The organism is Streptomyces sp. NPDC048590 (assembly GCF_043199535.1).
In the GTDB taxonomy this organism is placed as follows: domain Bacteria; phylum Actinomycetota; class Actinomycetes; order Streptomycetales; family Streptomycetaceae; genus Streptomyces.
This window is the reverse complement of record NZ_JBICWC010000014.1, coordinates 70,200-82,776: the sequence shown is the minus strand read 5'-3', so window position 1 is coordinate 82,776 and position 12,577 is coordinate 70,200. Positions and strand designations below refer to the sequence as shown.

The following is a 12,577-nucleotide window of genomic DNA, read 5'->3' as shown; positions in this document are numbered from 1 at the left end:
CGCGATCGCACCGCGGCATGCCGGGCCCGATCCTCCGCACGGACGGCCCGCCCCGGTCCCCCAGGCACACTGCGGCAGATCCCGAGGTCCGGGCCCACCACCGTCCCGCTCCAGCAGGACGACTACGCGGATTGGGCCAGGACGAGCGGAAGCACCGGGCCCGCTCCGCTCTGGCGCAGCAGGCGCGCTCCCACTGCGAGGGTCCAGCCCGATTCGGTGAAGTCGTCGACGAGGAGGACCGGACCAGGTGTACCGGCCAGGGCGGCGGCGAGGTCCGCAGGAACCGCGAAGGAGGCTGCGAGAGCCCGCAGCCTCTGGGCGGAGTTACTGCGGTGGGACGCGTGCTGGTCCGCCTCCGGGGTGTGGACGAGGGTCCCCAGCAGCGGCAGTCGGCCGACCCGGGCCAGCCCGTCCGCCAGCGAGGCCACCAGCTGCGGGCGGGTACGGGAAGGCATCGCGACGATTCCTACCGGTCGCTCCATCGCATCGGCCCCACCGGTGGCCCAGCCGCCGGGCGAGCGGGCCCAGTCGGCCACCACCGTGACGACCGCCTTCAGCACGTCGTCGGGAACCGGCCCGTCCTGTGCCTGCTCCGAGAGCAGCGGACGCAGCCGGTTGCCCCAGCCGATGTCCGAGAGCCGGCCGAGGGCACGGCCCACGGCCGCCTGCTGACCGGCCGGGATACGGCCCTTGAGTTCGACACCGACGGCTGCCATACCGGTGGGCCACATCCGGCGCGGCTCGACCTCGGTGCCGGGGCGCTCCAGTTCGCCTGCGGCTCCGGCGAGGGCCCCCGGGGACACCGCGGCGTCCAGCCACGGACCGGCACACGTGTCGCAGCGGCCGCACGGAGCCGCCTTCTCGTCGTCGAGCTGCCGTTGCAGGAACTCCATCCGGCATTGCGCGGTCGCCACGTAGTCCCGCATGGCCTGCTGTTCGGCCTTCCGCTGGCGATCGACCCAGGCGTACCTCTCCGCGTCGTACGTCCAGGGCCGGCCTGTGGCTGTCCAGCCGCCCTTCACCCGCTTGACCGCCCCGTCCACGTCGAGGACCTTCAGCATCGTCTCCAGGCGCGAGCGCCGGAGATCCACCAGCGGCTCGAGGGCGGGCAGCGAAAGCGGGCGTCCCGCGTCCTGCAGAACCGCCAGGGTGCGCCGCACCTGTTCCTCGGGCGGGAAGCCGACCGACGCGAAGTACGACCAGATCGCCTCGTCCTCCCTGCCCGGCAGCAACAGCACGTCCGCGTGGTCCACTCCGCGGCCCGCACGCCCCACCTGCTGGTAGTAGGCGATGGGCGATGAGGGCGAGCCCATGTGCACCACGAAACCAAGGTCCGGCTTGTCGAAACCCATGCCGAGTGCCGAGGTCGCGACCAGCGCCTTCACCCTGTTGGCCAGCAGGTCCTCCTCGGCCTGCAGCCGGTCCGCGTTCTCCGTCTTCCCTGTGTACGAGGCCACCGGATACCCGCTCTGCCTCAGGAAGGCGGCGACCTCCTCCGCCGCCGCCACCGTCAGCGTGTAGATGATCCCCGACCCGGGCAGGTCGCCCAGCCGCTCCCCGAGCCACGCCAGACGATGCGCGGCGTCCGGCAGCTCCAGCACACCCAGCCGCAGGCTCTCCCGGTCGAGTGGTCCCCGCAGGACCAGCGCCTCACCGCCACCCGTGCCGAGCTGCTCCGCGACATCCGCCGTCACCCGGGCGTTCGCCGTCGCCGTGGTGGCCAGGACCGGGACACCCGCGGGCAGCTCGGCCAGCATCGTGCGAAGACGCCGGTAGTCGGGCCGGAAGTCGTGGCCCCAGTCCGAGATGCAGTGGGCCTCGTCGACGACCAGGAGGCCCGTCGTCGCGGCCAGCCGCGGAAGCACCGTCTCTCGGAAGTCGGGGGAGTTCAGACGCTCAGGGCTCACCAGCAGGACGTCGACCGCTCCGGCCTCCACCTCGGCCTGGATCGCGTCCCACTCCTCGGGATTGGCGGAATTGATCGTCCTGGCCGCGATTCCGGCCCGGGCCGCCGACTCGACCTGGTTGCGCATGAGGGCCAGCAAAGGCGAGATGATCACCGTCGGGCCCGCGCCCCGGTGGCGCAGCAGAGCCGTGGCGACGAAGTAGCCGGCCGACTTCCCCCAACCGGTCCGCTGCACCACCAGCGCGCGACGGTGCTCCAGCACCAGCGCTTCGATCGCCTGCCACTGGTCCTCGCGCAGACGTGCCTCGCCGTCTCCGCGCCCCACCAGACGGGACAGCACAGCGTCGGCCTCGGCACGCACATCCATGTCGCTCATGCCCCCATGCAACCCGACAGCACCGACATCACGCGAACCGGCGACCGTCCACGTCACCCGCGCCCCACCGCCCGCCGCTCCGCCCGGCAGGGGCGTTCTTGCTGGTCGCTGCGGTCCGGCAGCCGTGCAGGGCTTCGTTCCGCGCTGAGCGGGCAGGGATATCCGTGTCATTCCGTCAGATACCAGTCAGCCGGACCAATTGCTCGTTGCCGCCTGCCGATACGACAGGAAGAATTGGAGTCGCTCCCCGCACGGTCTTTCGCGGGCCCGGAAGGGCTGTGCCGCGGCGCGCCCTCATTCGACCCTGCCCGCCCGGTGGGCGCGTAGCGAAGGGAGGACCGTGACCTTCGGATTCGCTCCGTCCGCAGCCACTTCACTGTCGGCGTCCGCGGGCTCCGTCAACCATGTCGCCAGGATGCTCGAGCCTGCCGAGTGGGCTGCCGCCGGGATACCCCTGCTGCGCAGTCCGCGCGAGGTCGTGGGCGGTCTCCACGCGCGGCACCGTCCCGCACCCGCCACCGCGATCGTCGCCGTGCTCGATCACGAGGAACGGCTCACGGCCAGTGCCTCTTTCGCCCGGAGAGCCGGCCTGGCCACCGACGGCTGGGAGTTCCGCAACGCCCTGCTGGCCCATCTGCGCCGGGTGATCCCTCACGACCTCCGACGGCGCACCCCGGTGCGTACGGCGGTTCTGCTCTACTGCCGCGAGGGTGACGAGCGCTGGACGGAGGAGGACGGGGCGTGGATGTGGGGGCTGCGAGACGCGTGCACCTTGCACGGCCTGCGCTGCGGCGCCTACATCACTCTGACGCGGGGCGGCTGGCAGGTGCTCGGGGAGGGCCGCACCGGGCGCAGCCCGACGCTGCTGTCCCGGCCGTCCGCCCTCGCGGACACCTCTTCGCTCAACGACCCGGTGCCTCTGCGCACCGGAGGCGGAGCCGCCGACGCGCTGCGGCGGACCGCCGCGCGGTGAGACGCGGTGTGGGGCCCGCACGTCCGACCGGACGTGCGGGCCCCACAGCCGAGCGGCTCAGACTCCGGCGCCGAGCGCGGAGTTGATCTTCTCGGGGTCTCCGCACGCGATCATCAGCGCACCGGCGCGCTCCCGCACCTCGGACAGCGCACGGGTCGCCGCCGCGTCGAGGTCGCCGTTGACCGCCACGACGATCACGGCGCGCTGGGCGCAGCGGCTCGCGTCCGCGGTACGGGCGAAGAAGACGTCGTCACCCGCGTCGTGCTGGGCCCAGTAAGCGGCCTCCCCGAAGGAGAGCTCGTGAGCCGCCCACGGGTGCTGCTCGCCGGTGGTGAGCACCAGGATGTCGCCGGGTGCCCGACCGGTGTCGAGGAGCAGGTCGACGGCTTCGTCCGCAGCGTCGACCGCGCCGCCCACCGGAGCGGGGATGAGCTGGAACTGTGCTGCGGAACGGTCCTCGGGCAGCTTCCGCGCGGCCGGAGCCGGAGCTGCGGGACGCGGGCGCTGTGCCGGGGGCGCGGGCCTGGCGGGGCCGCGGCCGGGGTTCCCGGGACGCGGGGTGGCCGCGGAACGCGGTCCGGGTACGGGGCGAGGGGTCGGCGCGGTGCGGCCGGCGGCCGGTGTAACGCGGGGACCCTGGGCGCTCTCGGAAATCTGAGGCTCCTCGGGGGATGAGAGGCATGAATGGTTGTCTGTCACTGCCGACGCACACACGTCGGCGGATGGGTACGCCTGCGCGATCAGAAGTCGAAGCCGAGCTGGCCCCCGCTTTCCAGTGCCGCCGCCTCGGCGGAGAATCGGACCTTCTTCAGGTGCTGCCACCGGGGCAGCGCGTCGAGGTAGGCCCAGCTGAGGCGGTGGTGAGGCGTAGGCCCCAGCTCCTCCAGCGCGGCCCGGTGTACCGGTGAGGGATACCCGGCGTTCGCGCCGAAGGCGAAGTCTGCGTACTGCCCCGTGTCCGCGCCCAGTTCGGCCATCATCGTGTCCCGCCGGACCTTGGCTATCACCGAGGCCGCGGCGACGGCGACACAGGACTGGTCGCCCTTGATCACGGTACGGACGTTCCAGGGCGCCCCGAGGTAGTCGTGCTTGCCGTCGAGGATCACGGCGTCCGGCCGCACCGGCAGGAGCTCGAGCGCCCGGACCGCTGCGAGACGGAGTGCCGCCGTCATGCCGAGCTCGTCGATCTCCAGGGGTGACGCGTGTCCCAGCCCGTAGGCCGTGACCCACTTCTCCAGCGTCGTGGCGAGTTCCGCCCGGCGCTTGGGGCTGATCAGCTTGGAGTCGGTGAGGCCCTCGGGAGGTCGGCGGAGCCCTGTGACGGCGGCGCAGACGGTGACGGGGCCGGCCCACGCTCCGCGTCCGACCTCATCGACACCGGCGACGGTCCTGGCACCGGAGGTAGCGCGCAGTGAGCGCTCGACGGTGTGCGTGGGTGGTTCGTACGGCATGGCGCCTGCCAGGGTACGCCGCTGGAACCGGCAGGAACACCCCGGGGCGCCGTGCAGCACTCCGGCTTCCTCCCGAGAGCATTCGGAATCACACATTCCGGTGCCCGAGGACGCGCGGTCGACAGCTCCCGAAGCCCGGGCACGATGCCGCCACCGACGGCGAACTCAGCAGGTCGTTCACTTACGCACACGATGAAACAAGGCGAACCTGAGCCAACATCCAACCCACAGCGCAGATAGGGCATGACATCCCTACCCTCCATCACAGATGCGAATACACCCTCGCAGGGGCTACATCGGGGCGATACCGGTTGTCCGCAGGCCTCGCATCCGAACAACGTCCGCCAAAGTCTCAGGCCGACGGCCGCACCCGAACTCGTACACACGTCTCGAACGTCACTGACGCAAGCGGGTGTTCGACCCTCCGCGGAAGTGCGCCCGCACCGGCAGCACCGGGCCGGTCACCACGCCCGGATCAGGTCAAGATCCGGATCACGGGCGCGGCTCCCCGGCGGCGCCCGCTCAGTACGGGTCGTAGGTGCTCTCGCCGTCCCGGTCGTCGACGTCCGGGCCGACGCGGTAGCACTCGGTGCCCTGGTTCAGGACGGGACGCCCCTCGATGATCTCCCGCGCCCTGGCCTCACCCCAGCTGGTGGCGTACCAGGGGGTTTCGCGGAGAGAGAGGTCCCTCTGCAAGTACTCCAGCGCGCAGGACCTCAACGGTTCAGGAAGTTCGTCCAGGGCCGGGACGGCATCCGCGGAGAGCCCCCTGAGGTAGTCGATGTCGATCGTCCCGTGACTGCCGTATCGCTGGACGTTCTGTTCGGCGATCAGCCCGTCGGGCGAGATCAGCCCGAAGGCGAGCACACCCGCGGCGGCGCTCGCCGCGATCGCCCGGGGCAGCATCCTGGCTCCGAAGATCCCGGCGGCGAGGATCAGGACGAGCACCACACCCAGCCAGAGCTCCACCGCGGCCACGGAGATCCTCAGCCGGGTGAGCCCGAACGCGTCCACGTAGAGGTCCATACGGCGCAGCGCGGAGGCCACCACGATCAGCGTGAGCAGGCACAGGGTGCCCAGGACACTCCTGACAAGGGTGCGGTCGCCCTGACCTCCTCGCGGTGCCCAGCGCAGTGCGAGCGCGATGACCAGCAGGGTGAGCACGGTCGCCCAGAGGAGCTGCCAGAAGCCCTGCCGGGCGTACTCGGCGGGCAGGAGCCCCGTCTCCTCCAGGACCTTGTCGTACCCGCCGAGCAGGACGACCAGCTGGAGCGCGATGAACGCGGCGAAGAGCAGGTTGAGCACGATCAGCGGTACGGCCCACTCGGCCCTGCTCCGGGCCGTTCCGGGGCGCACGGTGATGCGGTCCCAGCGCACCGGCGCGACCGCGCTGTAGGAGGCCGCGAGCGCTCCGGCCGCTCCGAGGAGGAAGAGGAAGACGCGCCAGGGAGCCTCTCCCACCGAGAGGTCCGGGGTCAGGTCGCCGAGCAGGTCCGCGAAGGCGGCGTCCGCCGAGGCGAAGAGCGCGCCGAAGACGAAGAGGAGCACGACGGCCATGACCGTGGTGCGCACCACGGTCCGCAGGCGGCCGCGGGAGTCGCCGGTGCGCTCACGCACTCCCCGCCAGCCCCAGCGCACACCGCCCGCCGCGGAGGTGAACAGTCCGACGGAGCCGAGCAGCACCCCCGGCCAGCTGCGACTGCCGTGCAGAGCGAGCGAGCCCAGGGCGATCGCCGACACCACGGCCAGGAAGGCCGGCCACCCGGCGTCCCGGAGGGCCGGGACGGTAAGCAGAGCAAGCCCGCCCACGGCCCACACAGCGGTCCACGGCCGCAGGACCCGACCGGCCGAACGTGCGGCGAAGAAGGCCGCCAGAGCGGCGGGCACCGCCACGACCAGCAGATTGATGCCCAGACCGTCACCGAGCAGCAAGGCACTCACCAGCGCCGTGGCCAGGACCGACCAGAGCGTCCCCGGAGTCACTCCGGGCGGCGAGGCAGGTCTCAGACGGGACAGCACCCCGGGCTGCGGTTTCCGAGCCCGCTGCTGCCAGACGTCCCCCTGCTGCGGGCCCCTCATGTAGGCAGGCACTTCGGGCACGTCCGGACCGGGTTTCTGCGACGGTACCGGACGGGTGGTCGAGGCACGGGCAGGCCCGTCGGTCGCCCCGCTCTCCCGGGCGGAGGACCCGGAAGCCGGACCGGCTTCAGGTTCAGGCGCGGCGCCGGAGGCGGCGGTCGCCCCCTGCGCGGGTTCGGACGGTGTTCCAGCTGTGCCGGACGCGTCGGACTGCTGATCGGACATGAGGCCCCTCCCCCACCGGGCCGCTCGCACAGCCTTGCGGCGGGGCGGCGGTTCCGGCATCTCCAGGCGCCACCCACCAAGATCGATGTGGGTGGCGTGGGCGAAAGCGTAGGGCCTGCCCGGCCCGCAGAGCCGTTCGAGGCCCCGCTGTGGCAGGACCGTGACAAGAGAGCGGCCGCCGGACGCCGGGAGCAGCGCCCGAGGCGGCCCGCGCTCGGGTCAGTGGCGCGCCGGGGCGAGCGGCAGCCAGCCGGGCAGGGCCTCCGTACGGTCCAGCCACTCGTCAGGAGGGGAGCCGGCCGACCCCGCGGCGACGATCCCTCCGACGATGGCACAGGTGGTGTCCACGTCACCGCCTGCCTGCGCCGTCACCCAGAAGGCCCGCTCGAAGTCACCGAGGCCCCGGGCGGCCGACCACAGGGCGAAGGGGACCGTGTCATGGGCACTCGTGCGACGGCCGTTGCCGAGCACCGCCGCGACAGTGCCGGCGTCCTGGTAGTCGAGCATGTCGCGTGCCCTGCGCAGACCGGCACCGACCGCGCTGCGCGGGATCAGCGCGACCACTCCGTCGAGCAGATCCTCGGGGGTGGGCGGCCCTCCCGGCGCGGCGACAAGGGCGGCGGCCGCGGCCACCGCCATCGCGCCCACGACGGCCTCACGGTGCTGATGGGTGGTGTACGACGAGATCTCCGCCTGGTGGGTGGCCTGCTCCGGATCGTGCGCGTACCAGGCGCCCAGGGGCGCGATGCGCATCGCCGAACCGTTGCCCCAGGAGCCCTGCCCCTTGAAGAGGGAGGAAGCCAGCGCACGCCAGTCGCCGCCTTCCCTCACCAGCCTGAGCAGGCGGTTGACCGCGGGACCGTAGCCCCGGTCGAAGTCGTGGTGAGTGGCGAAGGACTGCGCGAGGGCGTCCTGGTCGATCCGGTCATGAGAGGCGAGTACGGCGAGCACGGAGCAGGCCATCTCGGTGTCGTCGGTCCACTGCCAGTCGCCGGGAGGCAGGTCCTGGGTCTTGAGCAAGGGATAGTTGGCCGGGACGAAGAACTGGGATCCGAGGGCGTCTCCCACGGACAGTCCACGCAGGGCGGCCAGAGCGCGTTCGAAGCGGACGGAAGCAGAATCAGCGGTCATGGTCATCGCCCTGTCACTCTATCCGCCGTAGGGCTCGGGGGTGCGCCAGCGCTCGAAGGGCCGGTCCAGCGTGTAGCGGCCGTCGTCACCCAGGAGAAGGGTCCGTGACTCGCCGTTCCCGGGGTTGGACAGCGATTCGAACTCGGCGACCGACCAGTGGAACCAGCGCATGCAGAAGAGCCGCATGGTCAGCCCGTGGGTGACCAGCAGGACGTTCGGTGGATGATCCGGCGCCTCGAAGCTACGGTGGAGGCTCTCCAGGAAGGCGTCGACCCGGTCGTACACGTCGGCGCCGGACTCGCCCTGGGCGAAGCGGTAGAAGAAGTGGCCGTAGGCGTCCCGGTAGACCTTCTGCAGCCTCACGTCGTCCCGGTCCTGCCAGTTGCCCCAGTCCTGCTCGCGGAGCCGTGGCTCCTCCCGGACCCGTACGTTCTCCGGTGCCAGACCGAACGCCCTGAACGTCTCGTGGGTGCGGCGGTAGGGCGAGATGTAGACGCTGACGCCTTCGTCACCGAAGGTTTCGCGGAGCCGGTCACCCGTCACCCGCGCCTGTCCGAGACCCTTGTCCGTGAGCCGGAGCGCATGGTCGGGCTCACGTTCGTAGACCGTGTCGTCGGCGTTTCCCTCGGATTCACCGTGCCGGACGAGAACGATTCGCTGCGGACGTGCCATGCACCGACCCTAAAGGCTGTCCCGCGCTGCCCGGTGGGAACAGCCCGCAGGCCGGTTCAGACCATCCAGGACGGTTCGAGGCGCACCACGTCACCGCTGAGCGTCTCCACGTCCTTCTCGGTCTCCGCCCGGGCCGAGAGACGGGCGATGCTCTCGGGCCGGTACTTGCCGCGCTCGGCGCTCGACTGCCACATCGACAGCACCAGGAACTCGTGCCCCGGTGCCTCCCCGAAGACGCCGCGCAGCATGCCGGGAGATCCCGCCATGGCCGGGTTCCACACCCGCTGCTGCATCAGGGTGAAATGCTCGACACGATCCTCGTACACCCGGCTGTGCGCGACCCTGGCCACGTCCGCGTCGGTGAAGTCCGGTTCGAATCCGGTCTTCACGTCGAAGCGGTACTCGAACAGCTGCACACTCAGGTCCTTGTAGGTGCCGGCCTGGGGCGCCGCAAGCCGGTCGTGCCCGCGGGCCATGAAGGAGTCGTAGAAGACCCGGTTCTCCCAGAAGGAGAACACGTGGGCGACGTCGGGTGTGCCTCGGCTCCACCCGCCTCCCTGCGCCCGGAATCCCGGCTCACCGAGCAGCCCCGCCCACTTCCGCTGCCCCCGCTCGAAACCGTGGCGGTCCACCACGGTGCAGCGAATCCACTTGACCAGCACTGCGCCATCGTACGGCGCGCGGGTCGCGCTCCGGACCGGTCGGCGGCCCTCACCGACCGTGCGGCACGGCCTCGCGGCGCGGTGGCCCGAATCCGACGTACGTTCCCAACGCGGTTGGATCCACGGGACGTTACCGACATCATCTGGGGTGGAGCAGGTCTGTCGACCCGTCAGCGAGGAGGCACATCCGATGAGCGCACCCAACAAGGACATCGAGAAGGTCGAGGTGAGGGTCAAGTGGGACCCCAGCGCTGTCGGGGAGCCCGCCAACGACCTCGACATCATCGCGGCCACCTACGGGGTGGACGCGCCCTACGGCAGCCCTGTCTATCTCGTCCACTTCGACAGCAGGTCACCGGACGGGACGATCACTCTGAACCGGGACAGCCGGACGGGGCAGGGCTTCGGTTTCGACGAGGTCATGACCCTCGAACTCGGCCGCCTGTCGGACAGCTTCTCCAGGGTCGTGGTCGGTGTCGCCATCCAGCAGCGCGAGGGCCGCAAGACCTTCGGCCAGATAGCGCACACGGCCGTGCAGATCCGCGAGGGCTACACGAACCTGGCGGAGGACGACTTCTCCGCCGTGGCCACCGCCACCGCCGCGGTCGTCGCGGAATTCGCGCGGGACGCCTCGGGGTCCTGGGGCTTCGACGGAGTCGTACGCGGGTTCGACGGCGATCCCGGCGCATTCGCCGAAGCGATGGGAAGCCGTGACGGCTGACATCCGTCGGGGCGGGCGCCCCGAGCACCTCGTGAGGACGCATGAGAAAGATCATCCTGATGATTTCGGTCTCCCTCGACGGCTTCTTCGAGGACGAGAACCGGGGCATCGAATGGCACGACGTCGACGAGGAGCTGCACCAGCACTTCAACGACCGCATGAGATCGGTGAGCGCCTTCCTGGAAGGACGGATCACCTGGGAGCTGATGGCTGATTTCTGGCCGACCGCCGACGAGGACCCCTCGTGCTCCGAGGTGATGGCCGAATTCGCCGGGATCTGGCGGGACATGCCGAAGTTCGTGTTCTCACGGACCCTGGAGGAGGCGGACTGGAACACCACCGTCATGCGTCACGTGGACCCCGGGGAGATCCGCGCCCTCCAGGAGCAGCCGGGCGGGGACATGACGGTCGGCGGCCCCGACCTCGCCGCGTCCTTCCTGCGCCTGGGGCTGATCGACGAGTTCCACCTGTACGTCCACCCGGTCGTCCTCGGCCGGGGCCGGCCGCTGTTCCCACCGTCGGACACGACCCCGATGACGCTCCGGCACACGGGCACCCGGTCCTTCGGCAACGGCGTCGTGCTGCTCCGCTACGAACGCGCGGACTCCACGGCCTGACCGCGCGCCGACGCCGAAGGCGACCGCCTCCCCGGGCCGCCCCGACGAGGACGTACCGCGGCGCACCGACCCCCGTCGTGCGCACCGGACGCACGGCCGTTGCCTGCCGCGGGCGCACCTGTCAGGATCACCGCATGATCAAGCGAAAGGACTACCGGGTCCCCACCCGGTGAGCCGCCCCGAACAGTGGGATCCGCGCGGCACTCTCAGCGGCGGGCCCTCCCTCTACGAATTCGCCCTGGAGGTGGGACGTCGGCCTCCCGGCCGACGAGCGCCCGGTCGGCTCCCCGGCGGGGCGCCCCGGCCCAGCCGCCGCACCAACACCGCGGCGGACACCACCTCACGCATGGTCGCCACCGCCGCGTACCTGACGCGCTCCGGACCGGATCACCTCGCCCTGTCCGTTCTGGACGGACAACTCAGGCGCATCGTCTGGGGGGACCACGAGAGATCCCTGGAAGCGGGCCTTCGCCGGCGTGGCCTTCCGTCGGACCGCCTACGGCTGCTCGGGGGCTGGTTCGCGACCCGCGGGGAGCATCCCAACGCCGTGAGATTCGGGATCCTGCTCCTGGGTACGGCCGGGCACGACGGTGACAGTGGCGTCCTGAAGACGCTCGGCATCCTCTGGGAGTTCTCGGCCCAGGCCTGCGACGCACTGGTCCGCTCCGGGACGGACCCCCACCGCGCCCTGTTCGAACTGGCCCGGCAAGCAGAGGGCTGGGCACGCGTCGACGCCGTCAGAGGGCTCGTCGACGCCTCGGATCCCGAGATCACGCTGTGGCTGGTCCGCGACTCGTGCACGGGCGACACGCTTGACAGCTACCTCGCGCTGACCGCGGCGAGAACCGGCGATCTCGCCGGGATCCTCGCCCGCGACACGCTGGACGAAGAAACGCTGGACGGCGCGGGAAGGCTCATCGAGGCGCTCACCGACATCGACGGGCCCGGGCCGGCTCTCGCCTGGTACGACGACGCCTTGCGGGCCCTGGAGGGCTGTCTCGTCCACTTCACAGCAGGAGCCTTGACGCTGAGGCGGCTCTGGACCCTCCTGTCCGTCCACCGATTTCTGCACAGCTCCGACGCGAACACGACATGCCGGAAGAGCCACGGGTGGCAGCGGATCCGGCACCGGGTCGCAGCGGTGGTCCACGACCCCGCGTCACGGGAAATCGTGCTCCTCGGCCTCACTGCGGAGGACCGGTCCGTATTCCGCCTGGCTGCCTGGACAGCGCGCCTGACGGACATACCGGTCCGCCCAGCCCTGTTGCGGAGGGTGGAGTCGGAGCCCGACAACGCCTCCGCCTGGACGATGCTCGCCGACGACTGCACGGGCGAGGAGATCGAGGCCGTGGTCGCTGCAGCGGCACGGCTGCTTCCCCTGCGGGAACTGCGGAGCGGTCCGACGACGGAGACCGGCCTGGGCAGGGGGTACGACACCGACGGCATCCTCGGCCTCGTCGTGAGCCGATTGGACCAGCACCCTGGTCACGGCTGGGAACTCGTGGAGACGGCGCTCGGCAACCGGACGTGCCGGAACCGGCGCACGGCTCTCCGGGTGCTCAGCAGCTGGCCGACCGGGTGCGTGCCGTCCACGGCGCGGCACGCCCTTCTCACCGCCGCGGCCCGGGAGCCCCTCCCCGAGCTCGCCGAGGCAATGGCGCGCGAGGCCCGGCGCCTGTGAGGCGGGGAGGCGATCTCGCCCCGCGCGGGCAGACCTCCCGCCCAGCCCTGCGTCCGGCGTACGACCAACGACGGGAGGGGCAC

Annotated in this window: 10 protein-coding genes and 1 pseudogene; 4 read left to right on the top strand and 7 right to left on the bottom strand. The window is 71.2% G+C overall.

From position 1 onward, the window contains the following. Window positions 1–122: 122 nt before the first annotated feature. Entirely contained in the window at window positions 123–2,282 is a 2,160-nt protein-coding gene (locus ACGFNN_RS32030) for a RecQ family ATP-dependent DNA helicase (protein WP_393561193.1), read from the bottom strand. A 340-nt stretch (window positions 2,283–2,622) separates the two neighbouring features. Between ACGFNN_RS32030 and ACGFNN_RS32025 the strand changes: the two genes are divergently transcribed. Then, a complete protein-coding gene (locus ACGFNN_RS32025) occupies window positions 2,623–3,255 on the top strand; it encodes a hypothetical protein (RefSeq protein WP_362555425.1) in 633 nt (210 codons plus the stop codon). Window positions 3,256–3,312: 57 nt separating this feature from the next. On the opposite strand, the pseudogene ACGFNN_RS32020 reads toward ACGFNN_RS32025, so the two are convergent. From ACGFNN_RS32020 to ACGFNN_RS31995, 6 genes and pseudogenes are all read right to left on the bottom strand, one after another. After that, a pseudogene (locus ACGFNN_RS32020) lies at window positions 3,313–3,937 on the bottom strand (hypothetical protein). 58 nt (window positions 3,938–3,995) lie between these two features. Further along, window positions 3,996–4,706 carry a ribonuclease HII gene (locus ACGFNN_RS32015; RefSeq protein WP_362555421.1) on the bottom strand — a complete coding sequence of 237 codons (711 nt, stop codon included), beginning with the start codon at window positions 4,704–4,706 and terminating at the stop codon, window positions 3,996–3,998. Window positions 4,707–5,228: 522 nt separating this feature from the next. Continuing rightward, the gene (locus ACGFNN_RS32010) at window positions 5,229–7,010 is read right to left on the bottom strand and encodes a DUF4153 domain-containing protein (RefSeq protein WP_393561192.1); all 1,782 of its coding nucleotides are present in this window, start codon (window positions 7,008–7,010) and stop codon (window positions 5,229–5,231) included. Between the two features lie 219 nt (window positions 7,011–7,229). Next, entirely contained in the window at window positions 7,230–8,141 is a 912-nt protein-coding gene (locus ACGFNN_RS32005) for an ADP-ribosylglycohydrolase family protein (RefSeq protein ID WP_393561190.1), read from the bottom strand. 18 nt (window positions 8,142–8,159) lie between these two features. Next, window positions 8,160–8,813 carry a histidine phosphatase family protein gene (locus ACGFNN_RS32000; protein ID WP_393561188.1) on the bottom strand — a complete coding sequence of 218 codons (654 nt, stop codon included), beginning with the start codon at window positions 8,811–8,813 and terminating at the stop codon, window positions 8,160–8,162. Between the two features lie 56 nt (window positions 8,814–8,869). Then, window positions 8,870–9,475 carry a YdbC family protein gene (locus tag ACGFNN_RS31995; RefSeq protein ID WP_393561187.1) on the bottom strand — a complete coding sequence of 202 codons (606 nt, stop codon included), beginning with the start codon at window positions 9,473–9,475 and terminating at the stop codon, window positions 8,870–8,872. Between the two features lie 190 nt (window positions 9,476–9,665). Here ACGFNN_RS31995 and ACGFNN_RS31990 point away from each other — a divergent pair, with 190 nt between their 5' ends. The 3 genes from ACGFNN_RS31990 (at window position 9,666) to ACGFNN_RS31980 (ending at window position 12,494) form a co-directional block, all read left to right on the top strand. Further along, window positions 9,666–10,196: a TerD family protein gene (locus ACGFNN_RS31990; RefSeq protein ID WP_393561185.1), complete on the top strand. Its 531-nt coding sequence runs from the start codon at window positions 9,666–9,668 to the stop codon at window positions 10,194–10,196. 41 nt (window positions 10,197–10,237) lie between these two features. Continuing rightward, complete coding sequence (locus ACGFNN_RS31985; RefSeq protein ID WP_393561183.1) at window positions 10,238–10,813, top strand: dihydrofolate reductase family protein; 576 nt, start codon at window positions 10,238–10,240, stop codon at window positions 10,811–10,813. Between the two features lie 169 nt (window positions 10,814–10,982). Continuing rightward, window positions 10,983–12,494, top strand: coding sequence for a hypothetical protein (locus ACGFNN_RS31980; protein WP_393561181.1), 1,512 nt, complete (start codon window positions 10,983–10,985; stop codon window positions 12,492–12,494). Window positions 12,495–12,577: the final 83 nt, after the last annotated feature.

Excerpts from the sequence above, each read along its gene's own strand:
- ACGFNN_RS32000 (WP_393561188.1), bottom strand. The coding sequence starts at position 8,813 with ATGGCACGTCCGCAGCGAATCGTTCTCGTCCGGCACGGTGAATCCGAG.
- ACGFNN_RS32030 (WP_393561193.1), bottom strand. The coding sequence starts at position 2,282 with ATGAGCGACATGGATGTGCGTGCCGAGGCCGACGCTGTGCTGTCCCGT.
- ACGFNN_RS32010 (WP_393561192.1), bottom strand. The coding sequence starts at position 7,010 with ATGTCCGATCAGCAGTCCGACGCGTCCGGCACAGCTGGAACACCGTCC.
- ACGFNN_RS31985 (WP_393561183.1), top strand. The coding sequence starts at position 10,238 with ATGAGAAAGATCATCCTGATGATTTCGGTCTCCCTCGACGGCTTCTTC.
- ACGFNN_RS32005 (WP_393561190.1), bottom strand. The coding sequence starts at position 8,141 with ATGACCGCTGATTCTGCTTCCGTCCGCTTCGAACGCGCTCTGGCCGCC.
- ACGFNN_RS32015 (WP_362555421.1), bottom strand. The coding sequence starts at position 4,706 with ATGCCGTACGAACCACCCACGCACACCGTCGAGCGCTCACTGCGCGCT.
- ACGFNN_RS31990 (WP_393561185.1), top strand. The coding sequence starts at position 9,666 with ATGAGCGCACCCAACAAGGACATCGAGAAGGTCGAGGTGAGGGTCAAG.